The sequence below is a fragment of the Lysinibacillus alkalisoli genome (genome assembly GCF_014643595.1).
Taxonomy (GTDB): domain Bacteria; phylum Bacillota; class Bacilli; order Bacillales_A; family Planococcaceae; genus Metalysinibacillus; species Metalysinibacillus alkalisoli.
Window position 1 is genome coordinate 1 of sequence record NZ_BMJT01000007.1, and the last position, 16,583, is coordinate 16,583.

Sequence of the window (16,583 nt, forward strand, 5' to 3'; positions counted from 1 at the left end):
AAAACAAAAAGTGGCACCGATTGAACAACTCTTATCTTTGGCTCATGTCACTTATCAAACAGAAATCTTACATGGCTCGCCTAGTGAAGAAATCGTACGTTTCGCTAACCAACATGCAATAGATATTATTATTCTTGGGAGTAGAGGTTTAAATACGTTACAAGAATTTGTGATTGGTAGTGTGAGTCACAAAGTGTTAAAAACAGCAAAATGTCCTGTACTGATTGTAAAATAAAAGAAAAAGATGGAGACAAACTTGTATTAGAAAATATATTATCATTTTGAATCTACAATCTACAGTACGTCTCAAGAAGTTGCAGATGGTAAAAAGGCTAAAGCTGTAATGAACATTATGGAAGTGGAAAATTATGATTTTCTTGAACTAAAAGAAAACTTAAAAATGTCCTTACACATTTTCAACCATGAAATTTTTGATGAGATTGAAAATATTCCTGTAAATGTAGAAATTAAATAAGCAAAGAAAAAACCGTTACCTATTAGGTTTAGTCCTAGTAAGTAACGGCTTTTATTATAGTTGCTTGCATACTTAAATTCTAATCTACACTCCCATGTAGGGAGTGACAGTATGCTAACACACCAAGCGATGCCGATGACGGAATTTCAATCCACACTCCCAATGCAGGGAGTGACTGCGAGATATGGTTATCTCACGCCTTTATGGTACTATGTCTAGGGTTTATTGGAAATTTCTTTATTCTATGCTATTTGATAAGCCCTTTATTTGAGTCATCTGGTGTGCGAACCCCCCGCTAATTTCATGGGCACTTGGGGTTCGCATTTCTATTATAATAGTTTCTTTAGCTGACTAACCTTTTCTTTCTGCTTTTTGGAACCCCTCATATTAGGTATTGATTGCCAATAATTCAATAGCTTTTCAGCTAACTTTGTATCTTCTGTACTCAATTTAATGACTTCGTTAAAGATTCCACTCTTTGAAAGCTCTATATCTTGCTCGTTTAGCGTTAGCTTATCAATTTGTTCATGTAAATAATCAATAGGTGATAAACTTGCTACACGCTTCTTTTCTCTTTCAGCTTCTTCTTGTCGAGTTTTTTGCTTTTTCCTTTGAAGAAATTTCTGTTGATATAACTGTGAGACATCTTCTACTGTATCCGCTAATCCATATCCCACTCCTGTTTTACCACCTAAACCATAATCACACAGAGCTTGTATACTATAATCTAAAATTTCTTTAGTAATCGGTTTTGATTTCTCTAAAATACCTATTTGAATAATAAATGTAGTATTTTCAGCTACATAAAAATTAAAAACATTTGGATTTGAATCATCAGTTGCCGGTTGACCCCCTTCACTTTGATAATATTTCCAATAATGTGGTGCTTGAATATCTTGAACCAAGTTATATTCCTTTTCAGGAAAACTATCTAAAAACACAATATTTCCTTGGCCATACTTATCCTTACTATTTTCGCTACTTACACCAAATGCATACTTAAACCACTCCTGCTGTTCAACAGTAGGCATTTCTTGAAGTATGCAACTTTTCACAAGCCCTTTTATTGAGGATCCCTCGATATAAGGGACACCATAAACACTATGTAGTGCTGTTGTAGCATGACCTGTATAGGGTGTTAGAGCACTATTAATTATTAATTTCTCTGGTTTATACGCCAATGTAATGACCTCATCAAAATTCCGGGTTAAATATTCTCGATAGAGAGTTAACTTTTGAGGTACCAGTTGCTTAATCAGAGACTTATTCATCTTAGGTACGAACTTACCACCCTCGGTTTTAAAGGAGTAGCGATAAAAATCAGAATAATGATTAGAACTTTTCCCTATAAAATCTTGAGCAGCTGATGGCACATAGTATTTATTTTTCATTTGGAGTCATTCCTTCTGCAAAACGCTTCACCCATATTAATAATTGCTGTACCTCATTAGCCATCGCTCGATATTGTTCATTGGTAGATTGAGTAATGGCCTTCATAAGTTCAGTTTCTTTTTTTAATAATTTTTGTGTGATTAACCAATTAGATATTATATTATAAAGTTCCTTATGTTCTTCTTCCTTCTTTTTAGAGTATAAAAAAGCTGTAGTCGTCGCTAGACCTGTCATTTGAATTTTAGCTGGGACCGTACGGACTAAAGAAAAAAATTTCTTTTTATCCTTTATACTACTTACACGTTCATAGGCAAAGGCTGCTCTTTCATTTTGGATATTTCTCATTATATGTCCCCTCCCTTGTAGATTTTAACAAATCCTTTCCCAAGAGTCATATTACCTCCTATTTGCAATACATCTAAATCTAAGAGTTCTATATATTTAGTCTCACCATGAATTTGCACGTAGAAAATAGCTTCCATCGGAACATATTCCTCACTAAACAATGCTCCGTCTGTTACGATACCTTTTTCGGAGTTTATAGCAGTTCTCGTAATAATCTCTGTATGATTTTTGACAAAATAAGCAAAGTCATCATCTGATAATAATAAAGCTCGGTCAGTAAGCTCTACTTCTGGCATATAACCTTGAATTCCACTAACTAACTCTTTAAAATCAGAGTCTTCTTCCACATTTTCATATAAATATTCATCTAATAATACATTATTATCAATGCATAGCTTCTTAGAAGTAACGCTAGCTTGGTTATCTTCGATACTAATATTACTACTAGCAGAATACCTTTTTAGTAAGGTCGGACAGGTAATTAAAGCATACACACCTTTTGCGGAGCGAATAGGGAAAAATAATATGCTTGCATCAGTAAATGTTAACTTGCCTGCTTGTTCAGTAGAACCAAACAACTGGCTCTCTTTCACTTCCTCACTCGTTACTCTTTCATAATAATGGCGGACACTTCCTTTAAAGCTTGATGCTTCAATTTTAGGAAAACCAGTGTGTCCCTCTCGCTGAATTGGTTGATCTACTACGCTAAATTCAAAATTGCCCCCTACATGCATTGGAGACAGTAAGTGTATAAATCTATCATGGATAATTGTCATTTAAATATTTCCTCCTCAACGCTACTTACGATTGTATAGCCAAACCCTCTATCACAATAAACCAATCTGCTCCACCACTCATAATCAAATCCTAGTTGATTACGGTAATCACTTATACATTTTTGATGGAAGAGTTTTTCTATATTTTCCAGCTTACCTTCTAAGACTTCAAAGTAATACACACTTCCTGCTGGGATTGCTAAGTGCATTTGACGCGGCCCATTGTTGGAGTATCCTCCTATAGGAACAGGTTTTCCTATTGCCGCTGCTAATAATTTAAGCTTTACACGTCTTCTTTTATGAGTAAATACGCCTTCCTTTGTTACAGGGTCTAACCATCTTGGTAACCACCCATGCTTTAAAATAGCTGGTGTTGCAAAATACAACTTGAAGTATTTACTTGTCTTAGGACCTTTTATGGTTAATCCATCCGTTTTAGTTACTGTAGCTAGTCGTTGATTAGCACCTAACTTTACTATGTCACCATCAACAAGAGGCGATTTTTTAATTACATCTGTCACTAACGAACAAGTATGGTTCGAAGTTTTTAAACGTATGGATTCTTCGGTATACCACATACCTTCTTCAGTAGTATGTGTATCACATTTCATCGCTATGCCTGTATGTGTCTCTTTTGTGATAAAGTTTCCTAATGCTACATACGCCTGTTGTTCTGTTCCTTCTAGATACTCTGCAAATGCACTGAGCTTCAGGTAAGCTCCACCTAGTATTTTTAGTTTTTTATCTACTTTTTGAGAAGGCACTAACTTATAAGCTAACTCATGACTACTATGACTTGACTTCTCTAGGTGCATTGTATGAATATAATCATTCACAACAATTGTATCTAGCGGCTGTGGAAAGGCGTATTCATTATCTAGCATAAGCCCATTAAAGCCGACTTTTAATTCTCTATCTTTCAGTTCATTTTTATTTTTAAATGCTCCCGCGTATGTGGCAGGAGAAGGAGGAAACAAACTAGCACTATGAAAGTTTACTCCTGCATCGTATGGGTTAGCCCCTCTAAAGGTAAGAGTATCAACAGCATCTATCTTATACATCAATTTCTAACCTCCCCCTAGGTTGTTCCTTACGTATATTTCTTGCCAAAAACGTAGATTGTTGTAATAGAGATAAAAATGATTCTATATCTTTATCTACTACTTCGTAGACGCTAATAAAAACTCCCAGTTGTTCTTCTAGGCTAGCGTTAGCTAAACTGTTCGTCAATAACTTACGTAGTAACACTATCAACATCTCTTCATTTACTGTAGATTTAATACTCGTTAATAACGTGAGCACATTTTGAATAAAGGACGTCGAATTTTCTTGAAGATGAAGAGTTTTAATTAATTCTTCTACTACCTTTAGATTTTCTCCATCTTTTCCGAACTTCATACGTAAAGGGGTCGTGAGCCCACCTCTTCTTATAATATTCATAGAGAACGCTGCTTTATCTTCATCTATTGCTTTTGCATGAGCCTCTAAACTCTCCACCTGCTCTAGTAAAGGCTTAAGTGGCGTCATTAAATGGGTAATGATTATGCCCGCAGATAGTGTCCCTTGATAGTTTAATTCCTTAATCATGCCAAATTCCTTTATTAACATGGATAAAGCTTTAAATAATTTATGCAACGGAAAAAAAGCCAGTATATCTTCGCCACCAGCAAATACACATACGCCCTGATTCTCTTTTATGATTTCTTTAGCTTTTTGAGAAAATCCACTTATAGCTTCACTTAAGTTTTGCGAAATTTCAATGCTAGTCACTTCTTGATATTTTGTGCCAACACCGTCCCCATCTAACTTCACAATCGCATAATAAGGGCTGCCAATCTCATTTGAATATTGGTCATATAAACCTAAGGCAGTTTGTTTAGTCTCAGGTTTGTATTCTTTGTGGTTTGAAATATCTTCATTATTTTTCAAATCAAATAAAGCTTCAGACCCTTCATCCTTTAATTTATCTAAATTAACTGTGGAGGGTAAATAGCTTTTTAGTAACATGTAAGCTACAGAACTAACTTCCATATCAAAATATTGCAATTTACATTTATCAAGATTTCTCTTGACTAGAGAAATTGCTGAAAGGTTTTCTCCACGTTTCAAATTCGTACGTTGTAAGTTCTGTAATGACTTTTCATTGCTGGTGATTAAAGCATTGTACTGTTCATACAAATCACATTTCCGTCCAGGCTTTTCTGTAATTTGTTTGAACATACGTGTGTTTTTAATGCCATGCATATTCACAAGAAGATTTTTATAGTTAGTTTGGAATGTACCATTATTTTGCTGTACGACCCAATTAGTTTCTAAAAAAGTTTCTAACTGCTGTTTAACTTCTTGTGTAAACATCAAATTACTTTTTTCAAAAACTTTTTTGCTAATATTTAAAAACTCTTGGTGTACATGAGTATTTACTGCTTTAGCTAATTGCTCAGCTTCCTCAATATTTTCAACTTGTACAACAAGTCGATTAGGCGCACTTACAATATTGGGAGCAGGAATAATCACTTTCACTTGTTTTTTCTCAAAAAATTCTTTCGCTTGAATAGCTAGATGTGAAAGTAAAAAGCTACCTGAATATAAATCTTTAAGTTTTCTTGAGGGGCCCACAAATTGCTGAACAGGACCTATAGTAAACAGCATTAATGCGTTACTCATGACTTGCCTCCTTCTACATAAGTTAAAAACTCTTCTCTATTATCGTAAATTTTCATACCAGTAACAGGTTTTACAAAAACATAAATAGGATATATACATTGGTCTTTCGTCTTAACAAGACTAACCATTAGACTTGAAGCAAATTTTTCAGATCCGGTAATTTTTCTATCCTTTATAGCTCCTGTTGCAAAAAGCTGACCATTTTCTTTTCTACGGCTATCATGAGATGCTTGATCAACAGCTTTTAAAAATTGTTGAATAGATTCTTCGTTTAAGGTCTCACCAATTTCTATTTTTTCAATTGTTGGACGATTAGTAGGATTACTTGAACTAATAATCATATTTGCTTTTCGTATAAAACAACTTGGAGAAAATTTATCTAGCATAGCCATTAAAAAAGTTATTAAATCCTCTTTATTGGCACACATATGATCTTTAAAATTAATCGCACCTCTACTGCGCCTACTTCTTCGTCCGATACCTCCCAAATAAATAGAAAAACGCAAGAGGTCTTGATACTCTTTAAACTTATCTGCTGTTAACAAGTTTTTTCCACGTAATAGTAAAGTGAATTCTGTAGCCTCACTAAAGCAACGCATTTCTCTATTAGATGCTTCTTCACTTTTCCTATCGTGCAGCAAAAGATTTTGGCGAATACACACTTCTTTTTTATCTTTTATTTGTAAACTGATTGGTGAAGAAGCTGTTTTAACATCACCAAACCATTTACTCTCTTCTATAAATAAAGATTTGCTATCTAATAAAACATGACTAATTCGAAAAGTTTGACGCATAAGAGCTTTTATTTCTGTAGCACGCAACTCTGGCTTTAACTCACTACCATAACTCATGAGTGGGCTTAATACTTGTGTGTGAAAACTAACTTTATGCAAAGTCTCATACCCTTTCTTTATTGAACATCTCTACATATGCTTTATGCGGAAATAACATTGGATTATTTAACAACATTAATGCTTGATTTAAAATAAAGTTTAACGATAATAAAGAGACCTCAGTTTCTTTTTCTTTCACACGATAATCTTCTAGTTGTCGGTTTTTTAATCCTTCATCAGCTTTGAAGTCTGCTTCTTTACAGAAATTTAATTCTCGATACACATCATTCAATTTGTTAAATGTTGATTTAATTGAGACTTCTAATTGTCCCTTTTCTTGGTTAGCCCGTATTGAAATATCAAAAAGTTTTTCATTCTTATCTTGCTTTGATTCCCCTAAATAACAATATACAAGTAAAGGTCTTGTAGATTTTTGCGTTAGACTCCCGCCTTGGCTAATCATGGTTGCCATTCTAGCAATACCTATTGGAACAGTTTTAAGCGCTTTAATAGATTCTGTCCAAAGCTTTAAATCTTTAAACTTTGTACGGCTTATACTTTTACATTGAATAGCTACAGCTACAGCTTCAATCGGAATAAACTTCAATTGACCTTTTTTAAAAATATATGGTGTATACATCACATCTAAAATGGCCAAATCCACTTCACTTGATATCTTTCCTTCAGAATCAATAATAAAAACAGATTGTTCTACCACGAATTTCTTTGGTACTATATTTTCAAATAATTCTTGCCACACTTGCTCTCTATACGTACCAATGGTTACATTATGATGTGCTTTGAAAAATAACTGCTCAACTATAGACTTCTCTTCGCTTCGATAATTATGAATCAAACTTTTAACGATATATTCTTTCTGAGTCATGGTATTACCTCCCATTAATTATTCAATACTATGGTAACACATATATGTCATATATAGTAAAAGCCACTTTCCTGAGAGAAAGTGGCTTTTACTGTATGAACAACATTATTCAGTCTCTTAATAAATCATCATATATTATTTCAATTCACCTGCTCATATAGAGAATGACTCGATACGATGCAATCGAAACTATCAAGCCTTTCACAAGATATTTCAATCCACACTCCCCATGTAGGGAGTGACGGCGCACCCATACCAATTAATAAACATCTAACAATATTTCAATCCACACTCCCCATGTAGGGAGTGACATAGGTAATGTGGTGACCATACAGGCACCTATTGAATTTCAATCCACACTCCCCATGTAGGGAGTGACTGCAGAGATTCAAGAGATGTTGGATCACGGATTTATTTCAATCCACACTCCCCATGTAGGGAGTGACTGCGAGATATGGTTATCTCACGCATTTATTGTACTATATCTAGGGTTTATTGGAAAGTTCTTCATCCTATTCGATTCCATCAGCCCTTTATTTTGGTTATCTGGTGTGCGAACCCCCCAGGGATTTCATGGGCACTTCGGGTTCGCCACATCAGGTTCGCACAAAACAACTTTACAATTTATTTAAGTGCTTGATTTACTGCTGAACTTTATAGCCTAATCTCAAAATGGTTATGTTAACGATCCGTAAGTGATTTTCTAATAATAGACGTATATTCAAAAGAAGTTGGGACACAGCTAACTTTATCAATCAAAATCTCTGGCCTTTTACACATCATAAAAAGCATCATTTTCCTTATCAAAGAAAATGATGCTTTTAAGTGTGTTCATTATTTCATTACTATACTCTATGAATTTTAAAATTACGTCTTAAATAAATATACAATAGTAAATCAATAATACCGATCGCAATTAAACTTGCACCGTATATTTGGAACAATGTCACAATACTTTCTACTGGACGAATCAATAAGAATAAAGCTAAGGCGATTAAACCAACGCTATAAATATAGAAAATACTCTTATTGATACCAGCATTACGGTCAATGCCAATCGTATGAATTAATTGACGTACACCAATTAGTAAAATAATGACACCAATCAATAATGGCACAATTTTAATAATCTCATCTGCAAAGAAATAAAGTATAACAGCTAGAACTACATAAAATACACCTGTTGTATATAATGCTAGGGGATTATGATGTGCTTTTTTAGCTTGAAAGCCATTAAATAAGCTAATCATACCAAGTAATGCTAAGTATAAACAAAAAATAATGACTACAGAATGATACGTTAATTTGGGCTTAAATAAAATAAATGCGCCTAAAGCAATACAAACAATACTGTTTATAATTAAATGTGCTCGTATTTTTTTGATTAGATCAATCATCGCTTTTCTCCTTTCTTATCCGTATTCTGTCACATTTATCATACGTTATATTTATTAATAAGTCCATTTAATGTAAAAATTATTCATACGCATATGAAATGGCAGATAATGCGTATAACGGTGCTGTTTCAGCACGTAGAATTCTTGGCCCTAAAGCTACAATATGAGCACCTGATGCTTTTAACTGCTGTTGTTCTTGACGGTCAATACCACCTTCTGGGCCAAAAATACAAAGTATAGATTGTACACCTCGCTCTTTTGCTTGTTGCAGATGCTCTTTAAAGGACTGACTTGTTATTGTTTTTGCTTCCTCTTCATCGGCAAGGAATACCATATCGTATTGTACTAGTTGTGCAATAAGCTGTGAAAAAGTGCTCGTCTGTTGTATCACTGGTATTATTGTGCGGTGACTTTGTTCAGCAGCTTCTTTGGCAATCTTCTGCAACCGCTCTACTTTCTTTACACCTTTTTTGTCATTCCATTTTACAATGGAACGTTTGGCCTCAAATGGAATAAGTGCATGCATCCCTAACTCTGTGCCTTTTTGTGTAATAAGCTCCAATTTATCACCTTTTGGTAAACCACACGCTATCGTAACTTGTACAGGCATTTCAGGCGATGTAATTATTTGATTCGTGGTCACTACTGAAATTGCTTCATCTATTTGTGTAATCTTACAAATATGTGCTTCTGCTTTGACTACAACAATTATTTCATCTCCAACAGCCATACGCATTACACGTGAGATATGTTTTGCATCGTCTCCTGTAATCGTTAACCTATCATTTACAAATTCTTGTTCGCTAAAATAGCGTTGCATTCCCATCACTCCTCAAAAAAACGCCAATAACAAATTTGCTATTGGCGTTCTGTTTTATTGTGGTTTCTTAGCTGTAATTGCTACCCAGTCTTCCATCGTTACTGTTTCAACAATTTCAAAACCAGACGCAACTAGTGCTGCTTTTACTTCTTCTTTTTTGGCACCAATGATACCTGATGTAATATATAAGCCGCCTGGTTTCACTACTTTAAAGGCATCGTCTGTAAATGATAAAATCACTTCTGCTAAAATGTTAGCTACTACAACATCGGCTTGTTGTTTTACGGTATCTAATAAATTACCATGGTGTACCTCTACTACATCATCGGCACGATTTAATGCAATATTTTCTTTTGCTGCACGCACAGCTACTTCATCTAAATCAAGGGCATGTACATGTTTTGCTTTTAAAAGGGCTGCACCAATTGATAATACACCTGAGCCGGTGCCAATATCAATTACAGTCTCGCCTTCTTTTAAATATTGTTCCAGTGCTTGTAGACATAAAATAGTTGTAGGATGAGTGCCAGTGCCAAAAGCCATACCAGGGTCAAGCTCAATGATTAACTCATCACTATCAACTGGCTCATAAGCTTCCCAAGATGGTACGACAGTAAAGCGTTGCGAAATTTTAACAGGGTGGTAATACTGTTTCCAAGCATTTGCCCAATCTTCCTCATTCACTTCTTTAATCGTTACAATGTTACGACCAACATCAATATTAAAAGCATGTAGATTTGTAATAGCTGCTTTCACTTCTTCAATTGTTTCATGCAAAAAGCTTGATTCCGATAAATAAGCTTTCACAATAACTCCGTCATCCGGAAAATCATTAGCATCCAGTGCATAAATCTCACCAAATCGGTCTTCTCGCTCTTTCGTTAAATCGGCTGCGTCCTCAATTACAACACCGCTAGCACCAGCCTCATGTAAAATATGGGATACAGCTTCTACTGCTTCATTCGTTGTATGAATGGAAATTTCAGTCCAATGCACGTTCGCCACTCCTCTTATTTAAATTTCTTTTTCATTTTATCAAAGAATGAATCACCATCACCTAGCTCATCACCGCTAATTTCAGCAAATTCTTTTAATAACTCTTTTTGTCGTTCTGTCATTTTTGTTGGTGTGACTACATTAATTGTAATAATTTGGTCACCTGTACCATAACCATTAACATTTTTCACGCCTTTACCACGCAAACGTTGGCGTTGACCAGATTGTGTACCTGCTTTAACATTTAATTCACCTTTACCTGACAATGTAGGAATCTCTACTGTACCGCCTAATGCAGCTGTGGTGAACGGGATATTTAATTCAAAGAAGATATCATCACCATCGCGGTCAAAATATTCATGACGTTTTACGCGGAATACAACGTATAAATCTCCTGCTGGACCACCGTTGATCCCTGGCTCTCCCTCACCTGAGACACGCATTTGTTGACCATTATCCACACCTGCTGGCACTGTAATTTCAATCGTTTTTGGACGATTTACTTTACCCGCACCATGACAAGTTGAACATTTCTCTTTAATTTCTTTACCTGTACCATCACAATAACGACACGTTGAACGATTCATCATGCGACCAAATGGTGTATCTACCGCTTGGTTAATCTCACCTGTACCATTACAATGTGAACATGTAGTTGGCTTTGTGCCTGGTTTTGCGCCAGAGCCATGACAAGTTGAACATTCTTCTTCTTTTGTAATCTTAATTGTTTTCTTAACGCCATGCACAGCTTCTTCAAAGGTTAAATCGACACGGTATTGCAAGTCATTTCCTTGTCTTGGTGCATTTGGGTCACGACGGCCTCCACCGCCAAAGAATGAGCTGAAAATATCTTCAAATCCACCGAAACCGCCACCACTAAAGCCGCCTGCTCCGCCACCGAAACCTTGATTAGCTCCTGCATGACCAAAACGGTCATAGTTTGCACGCTTTGTATCATCGCTTAATACTTCGTATGCTTCTGCAATTTCTTTAAATTTTTCGTCCGCACCCGCTTCTTTATTAATATCTGGGTGGTATTGTTTTGATAATTTACGATAGGCTTTTTTGAGTTCGTCTTTAGATGCCGATTTTTCTACACCTAATACTTCATAGTAATCGCGTTTTGCCATCATTCACACTCCGATTCTTTAACATACGTTTCATTCTAACAAGAGTTGCTTGTTTTCGCACTAAAAAATATCGACAAAGCCCTAAGCTTGGACTTTGTCGACATAGTAAGCCAACACAGCTTTGGCTCTAATAGTTCAATTATTTATCGTCTTTTACTTCTTTAAAGTCTGCGTCGATAATGTCGTCATCTTTACCGCCTTCTGGTGTTTCGCCCGCTTCACCTTGAGCTGCTTGGGCAGCTTGAGCCGCTTGCTCATACACTTTCATTACTAAAGGTTGTAAAATGCCTTCTAATTTTTCTTTACCTGCTTTGATAGCTTCTGTATCTTCGCCTTCAAGTGCTTTCTTCAACTCATCACGTGCTTCTTCAACAGATGTTTTTTCTTCTTCTGTAATTTGCTCGCCTAAGTCTGTTACTGTTTTATCCACTTGGAATACAAGTTGATCTGCTTGGTTGCGGATTTCTGCTTCTTCTTTGCGTTTTGCATCTGCCTCTGCATTTGCTTCTGCATCTTTAACCATACGCTCAATCTCTTCATCTGTTAAACCTGAATCAGATTGAATTGTAATAGTTTGTTCTTTTTGCGTACCTAAATCTTTCGCTTTTACAGAAACGATACCATTTTTGTCAATATCAAATGTTACTTCGATTTGTGGCACACCACGTGGTGCTGCTGGAATATCAGATAATTGGAAACGACCTAATGTTTTATTATCTGCAGCCATTGGGCGCTCACCTTGTAATACATGAATATCTACCGCTGGTTGGTTATCAGCTGCTGTTGAGAATACTTCTGACTTAGATGTTGGAATTGTTGTATTACGGTCGATTAATTTTGTGAATACACCGCCCATAGTTTCAATACCTAATGATAATGGTGTTACGTCTAGTAATACGATATCTTGTACATCACCTGTAAGTACGCCACCTTGTACAGCTGCACCCATCGCTACTACTTCATCAGGGTTAACACCTTTATGTGGCTCTTTGCCTGTCTCTTTTTGTACGGCTTCTTGTACAGCTGGAATACGTGTTGAACCACCAACTAAAATCACTTGGTCAATTTCAGAAGCTGATAAACCTGCGTCTGATAATGCTTGACGAACTGGTCCAATTGTACGCTCTACTAAGTCATGTGTTAATTCATCAAATTTAGCACGTGTTAATTTCACTTCTAAGTGTAATGGACCGTCAGCACCTGCTGTGATGAATGGTAGTGATACATCAACTGATGTGACACCTGATAAATCTTTTTTCGCTTTTTCAGCTGCGTCTTTTAAACGTTGAACAGCCATTTTATCTTTTGAAAGGTCAATGCCATTTTCTTTTTTGAATTCTGCTACTAAGTAATCAATAACAGCATCATCAAAGTTGTCGCCACCTAATTTATTATCACCAGCAGTTGCTAATACTTCAAAAACGCCATCGCCAAGTTCTAAAATGGATACGTCAAACGTACCGCCACCTAAGTCATAAACTAAGATTTTTTGGTCTTGGTCTTGTTTTTCTAAACCATAAGCAAGTGCTGCTGCTGTTGGCTCGTTAATGATACGCTCTACTTCTAAACCAGCGATTTTACCCGCGTCTTTTGTTGCTTGACGTTGTGCGTCACTGAAGTATGCAGGTACAGTAATAACAGCTTTCGTTACTTTTTCACCAAGGTAGTCTTCTGCGAAACCTTTTAAGTATTGCAAAATCATTGCAGATACTTCTTGTGGTGAATAATCTTTATCTTCAATTGTGACTTTTTCATTTGTACCCATTTTTGATTTAATAGACATAATTGTGTTAGGGTTTGTTACAGATTGGCGTTTTGCTACTTCACCAACTTGTTTTTCACCATTTTTGAAAGATACAACAGATGGTGTAGTACGGTTACCTTCTGGGTTAGCTACGATTACAGGCACGCCACCTTCTAATACAGACACGCATGAATTTGTTGTACCTAAGTCAATACCAATAATTTTACTCATAATTTATGTTCCTCCTAAATAATCATTGTTCTTTGCTTTATTTAAAACGAATTATTCGTTAACAGAAACCATAGATGGACGAATAACACGGTCTTTTAATTGATAGCCTTTTTGCATTTCGCGTAACACTACGCCTGATGGCTGGTCGGCATCTTGTTCTTGCATAACAGCTTGATGGAAATTAGGGTCAAACTCTTTACCGAGTGCCTCAATCACAGTTAAGCCTTCTTTTTCAACAGCTTCTACTAATGATTTATAAACCATCTCAATGCCTTTAACAATCGATGCGCTTTCTTCTGTCGTTGCTTCAACTTGTAATGCGCGCTCAAAATTATCTAAAACAGGAAGTAAATCTGTTAATAAACCTTGCGCACGATATTTTTGCATGGCCTCGCGCTCTGTTGTTTGACGTCGACGCACATTGTCAAAGTCTGCACGTAAACGCAAATGGCGCTCTTGCTCATCCGCAAGTTGTGCTTTTAACGTTTCGATTTCCTCTTGTAGTAATTGCTCCGTTGTTTTTTCTTCTACTGTTTCAGTTGATTCTTCAGTGACAGTCGCTTCTTCAGCTGTCTCCACTTCATCAACTGGCAGTGTCTCTTTTTTTTCTTCTGTCATGATTGACCTCCTACTCAGCCTTTTGAAAAGGCTCGTGTTAAATCGCTACGCACCAACTCAACTAATGTGATTACACGTTCATAATCCATGCGAGTAGGGCCTATAATGGCAATGGCTCCTTGACTTTCACCAGCTTGATACGACGCAGTAATCACACTGCAATTTTCCATCGCTAACTGCTCATTTTCTGAGCCGATACGAATTTGAATACCACTTGCATTTGGAATGAATAAATTAAACACGTCTTGTCTTGTTTCAATCATATCCATTAACAAACGAAGTTTATCCACATCATGAAACTCAGGCTGTCTTAACATATTTGTTTTTCCACCATAGAAAAGCTTATTTTCACTTGGTGCTGTCTGTGTTAAAGCTGTAATAAATTGATGTGCCGAATGGATATGTTGCTGTAACAATCGCTGGACTTCTACTTCTAGTAAAATAGCAAATTGATCAAGTGGCACATTATATAAACGCTCATTCAATATATTAACAGCTTTCTCTACATCAGAAGCAGTAAAATCCTCTGGAATCGTAAATATGCGATTTTCGACATGTCCTCGATCTGTCACAATAATAGCTACTGCTGTATCATCATTTAGCGATACAATGGAAAACTTTTTAATACGATGGCTTTGAACATCTGGACCTAACATAATAGACGTATACGACGTCAACTGTGATAAAATAGCAGCCGATTTACGTATCACTTGCTCTGTTTCTAATTGTTGACTCGTAAAAACAGATTTGATTTGTTGCAGCTCATCTCGCTTCAGCTTTTTTGGCTGTAATAAATGGTCTACATAAAATCGGTACCCTTTATCGGAAGGCACACGCCCTGAAGATGTATGTGTTTTTTCAAGCAATCCCATTTCTTCTAAATCTGCCATCTCATTTCGAATTGTAGCTGGACTATACATAATATGCTCTTTTTTCGAAATTTGTCGTGAGCCTACTGGTTGTGCTGACGTGATAAAATCGTCTACGATGACTTGCAAAATTTCTAGCTGTCGATTCGTTAACATTTTTCATCACCTCTGTTAGCACTCATTAATAGGGAGTGCTAATATAGTTATAATTTATCAAACGATACGTTTGATGTCAACGGTAACGCTCACTGTTCTAATAAAAATTGTGAGAATACTGTATTGCCAACAAAACGACCTTGTTTCGTAAGACGCAAATGACTAGCTTGACGTTCTAATAAACCTTGTTCGATAAGTGGCGTAACCACTTTTGGAAAAGCAGTCTCTATACTTTGATTGAAGCGTTCGTAAAATTGTTGCTCATTTACACCAGCTGTTTTTCTAAGCCCTAAAAACATCTGCTCTTCCATACACTCACTCATACTTACAATATGCTCATGAATACGTGCATCACCTTCTTGAACAGCCTCCATATATTTTTTTAGAGGGCCATGATTGCTGTAACGTATACCATTGACATAACCGTGTGCACCTGCTCCTATACCAAAGTACTCATCATTATCCCAATAAATTGTGTTGTGTAGCGATTGATGATTAGCTTTAGCAAAATTACTAATCTCATATTGATGCATTTGATGTTTATCCATTTCTTGCATTAATATACGATACATTTGTGCTTCTAACTCTGGTGTTGGCAATGGCAAGCGACCTTTATTATATTCAATATAAAAAATGGTTTTCGGCTCTACTAATAAAGAGTACGCGGAATAGTGAGGTAATTGTAAATCTAATGCCGTTTGCAAAGATTGTTGCCATTGTGCCATCGTTTGGTCTGGTAAACCATACATTAAATCAATGCTAATATTTGTAAATCCTACTTTTTTTGCTGTATCAATCGTATGAAAAACATCACCATTATTATGTGTACGTCCTAAGCGATGTAAAAGTGTCAAATCAAATGATTGCACGCCCATACTTAAACGATTAACGCCACCTTCGATTAAAGCGATTAATTTATCTTCTGTTAATTCATCTGGATTGGCTTCTGATGTAAATTCCTTAATTTGTTGTATAGGTACATATTGTTGAATTAAGCTTAATAAGCGGCTAAGTTGTTGTGCAGACAATGCTGTTGGTGTACCCCCACCTAGAAATATTGTTTCTACTTGGGCAAAGCTTTCTGGTGAGCGTTGATGCCAAATATGTAACTCTTGACCAACGGCTTCAATATAATCGTCTACAGGCTGATTTGCAAAATAAAACTTATTAAAATCACAATAATTACAAATTTGATGACAAAACGGAATGTGAATATAAATGCCTCGTGCCATAATACAACCTACTCTCTTT

Annotated in this window: 16 protein-coding genes; 1 reads left to right on the top strand and 15 read right to left on the bottom strand. The window is 36.0% G+C overall.

Annotated features, from left to right (window positions below; all coding sequences use genetic code 11):
* The coding region (locus IEW44_RS10825; RefSeq protein WP_188615066.1) for a universal stress protein at nucleotides 1–235 on the top strand (235 nt) is incomplete at its 5' end.
* Nucleotides 236–804: 569 nt separating this feature from the next.
* On the opposite strand, the gene cmr6 is transcribed toward IEW44_RS10825, so the two are convergent.
* From cmr6 to hemW, 15 genes are all read right to left on the bottom strand, one after another.
* Nucleotides 805–1,866: a type III-B CRISPR module RAMP protein Cmr6 gene (gene cmr6 / locus IEW44_RS10830; protein ID WP_188615067.1), complete on the bottom strand. Its 1,062-nt coding sequence runs from the start codon at nucleotides 1,864–1,866 to the stop codon at nucleotides 805–807.
* A complete protein-coding gene (cmr5, locus tag IEW44_RS10835) occupies nucleotides 1,856–2,212 on the bottom strand; it encodes a type III-B CRISPR module-associated protein Cmr5 (RefSeq protein ID WP_188615068.1) in 357 nt (118 codons plus the stop codon). The genes cmr6 and cmr5 overlap by 11 nt, the downstream gene beginning before the upstream one ends.
* Entirely contained in the window at nucleotides 2,212–2,988 is a 777-nt protein-coding gene (gene cmr4, locus IEW44_RS10840) for a type III-B CRISPR module RAMP protein Cmr4 (protein WP_188615069.1), read from the bottom strand. Before cmr4 ends, cmr5 begins: the two co-directional genes overlap by 1 nt.
* On the bottom strand, nucleotides 2,985–4,049 hold the full coding sequence (locus tag IEW44_RS10845; RefSeq protein ID WP_188615070.1) for a type III-B CRISPR module-associated Cmr3 family protein: 1,065 nt from the start codon (nucleotides 4,047–4,049) through the stop codon (nucleotides 2,985–2,987). The genes cmr4 and IEW44_RS10845 overlap by 4 nt, the downstream gene beginning before the upstream one ends.
* On the bottom strand, nucleotides 4,042–5,652 hold the full coding sequence (gene cas10, locus IEW44_RS10850) for a type III-B CRISPR-associated protein Cas10/Cmr2 (protein ID WP_188615071.1): 1,611 nt from the start codon (nucleotides 5,650–5,652) through the stop codon (nucleotides 4,042–4,044). The genes IEW44_RS10845 and cas10 overlap by 8 nt, the downstream gene beginning before the upstream one ends.
* Nucleotides 5,649–6,545: a hypothetical protein gene (locus IEW44_RS10855; RefSeq protein ID WP_188615072.1), complete on the bottom strand. Its 897-nt coding sequence runs from the start codon at nucleotides 6,543–6,545 to the stop codon at nucleotides 5,649–5,651. Before IEW44_RS10855 ends, cas10 begins: the two co-directional genes overlap by 4 nt.
* A 4-nt stretch (nucleotides 6,546–6,549) precedes the next feature.
* Entirely contained in the window at nucleotides 6,550–7,371 is an 822-nt protein-coding gene (locus tag IEW44_RS10860) for a DUF6602 domain-containing protein (protein WP_229704225.1), read from the bottom strand.
* Nucleotides 7,372–8,216: 845 nt separating this feature from the next.
* Nucleotides 8,217–8,768, bottom strand: coding sequence for a DUF308 domain-containing protein (locus tag IEW44_RS10865; protein WP_188615074.1), 552 nt, complete (start codon nucleotides 8,766–8,768; stop codon nucleotides 8,217–8,219).
* 79 nt (nucleotides 8,769–8,847) lie between these two features.
* Nucleotides 8,848–9,588, bottom strand: coding sequence for a 16S rRNA (uracil(1498)-N(3))-methyltransferase (locus IEW44_RS10870; RefSeq protein WP_188615075.1), 741 nt, complete (start codon nucleotides 9,586–9,588; stop codon nucleotides 8,848–8,850).
* A gap of 54 nt (nucleotides 9,589–9,642) precedes the next feature.
* A complete protein-coding gene (gene prmA / locus IEW44_RS10875) occupies nucleotides 9,643–10,584 on the bottom strand; it encodes a 50S ribosomal protein L11 methyltransferase (protein WP_188615076.1) in 942 nt (313 codons plus the stop codon).
* A 14-nt stretch (nucleotides 10,585–10,598) separates the two neighbouring features.
* Nucleotides 10,599–11,714 (bottom strand): molecular chaperone DnaJ, encoded by a 1,116-nt coding sequence (gene dnaJ, locus IEW44_RS10880; protein ID WP_188615077.1) that lies wholly within the window; start codon nucleotides 11,712–11,714, stop codon nucleotides 10,599–10,601.
* A gap of 139 nt (nucleotides 11,715–11,853) precedes the next feature.
* Nucleotides 11,854–13,689 carry a molecular chaperone DnaK gene (dnaK, locus tag IEW44_RS10885; RefSeq protein ID WP_188615078.1) on the bottom strand — a complete coding sequence of 612 codons (1,836 nt, stop codon included), beginning with the start codon at nucleotides 13,687–13,689 and terminating at the stop codon, nucleotides 11,854–11,856.
* Nucleotides 13,690–13,740: 51 nt separating this feature from the next.
* Nucleotides 13,741–14,307: a nucleotide exchange factor GrpE gene (gene grpE, locus IEW44_RS10890; RefSeq protein ID WP_188615079.1), complete on the bottom strand. Its 567-nt coding sequence runs from the start codon at nucleotides 14,305–14,307 to the stop codon at nucleotides 13,741–13,743.
* 14 nt (nucleotides 14,308–14,321) lie between these two features.
* Nucleotides 14,322–15,332, bottom strand: a complete 1,011-nt coding sequence (hrcA, locus tag IEW44_RS10895) for a heat-inducible transcriptional repressor HrcA (protein ID WP_188615080.1) — start codon at nucleotides 15,330–15,332, stop codon at nucleotides 14,322–14,324.
* 89 nt (nucleotides 15,333–15,421) lie between these two features.
* Nucleotides 15,422–16,564, bottom strand: a complete 1,143-nt coding sequence (gene hemW / locus IEW44_RS10900) for a radical SAM family heme chaperone HemW (RefSeq protein ID WP_188615081.1) — start codon at nucleotides 16,562–16,564, stop codon at nucleotides 15,422–15,424.
* Between the last annotated feature and the right edge of the window lie 19 nt (nucleotides 16,565–16,583).

Coding starts and splice junctions, on each gene's coding strand:
- cmr6 (WP_188615067.1), bottom strand. CDS start 1,866: ATGAAAAATAAATACTATGTGCCATCAGCTGCTCAAGATTTTATAGGG.
- cmr5 (WP_188615068.1), bottom strand. CDS start 2,212: ATGAGAAATATCCAAAATGAAAGAGCAGCCTTTGCCTATGAACGTGTA.
- cmr4 (WP_188615069.1), bottom strand. CDS start 2,988: ATGACAATTATCCATGATAGATTTATACACTTACTGTCTCCAATGCAT.
- IEW44_RS10845 (WP_188615070.1), bottom strand. CDS start 4,049: ATGTATAAGATAGATGCTGTTGATACTCTTACCTTTAGAGGGGCTAAC.
- cas10 (WP_188615071.1), bottom strand. CDS start 5,652: ATGAGTAACGCATTAATGCTGTTTACTATAGGTCCTGTTCAGCAATTT.
- IEW44_RS10860 (WP_229704225.1), bottom strand. CDS start 7,371: ATGACTCAGAAAGAATATATCGTTAAAAGTTTGATTCATAATTATCGA.
- IEW44_RS10865 (WP_188615074.1), bottom strand. CDS start 8,768: ATGATTGATCTAATCAAAAAAATACGAGCACATTTAATTATAAACAGT.
- IEW44_RS10870 (WP_188615075.1), bottom strand. CDS start 9,588: ATGCAACGCTATTTTAGCGAACAAGAATTTGTAAATGATAGGTTAACG.
- dnaJ (WP_188615077.1), bottom strand. CDS start 11,714: ATGGCAAAACGCGATTACTATGAAGTATTAGGTGTAGAAAAATCGGCA.
- dnaK (WP_188615078.1), bottom strand. CDS start 13,689: ATGAGTAAAATTATTGGTATTGACTTAGGTACAACAAATTCATGCGTG.
- grpE (WP_188615079.1), bottom strand. CDS start 14,307: ATGACAGAAGAAAAAAAAGAGACACTGCCAGTTGATGAAGTGGAGACA.
- hrcA (WP_188615080.1), bottom strand. CDS start 15,332: ATGTTAACGAATCGACAGCTAGAAATTTTGCAAGTCATCGTAGACGAT.
- hemW (WP_188615081.1), bottom strand. CDS start 16,564: ATGGCACGAGGCATTTATATTCACATTCCGTTTTGTCATCAAATTTGT.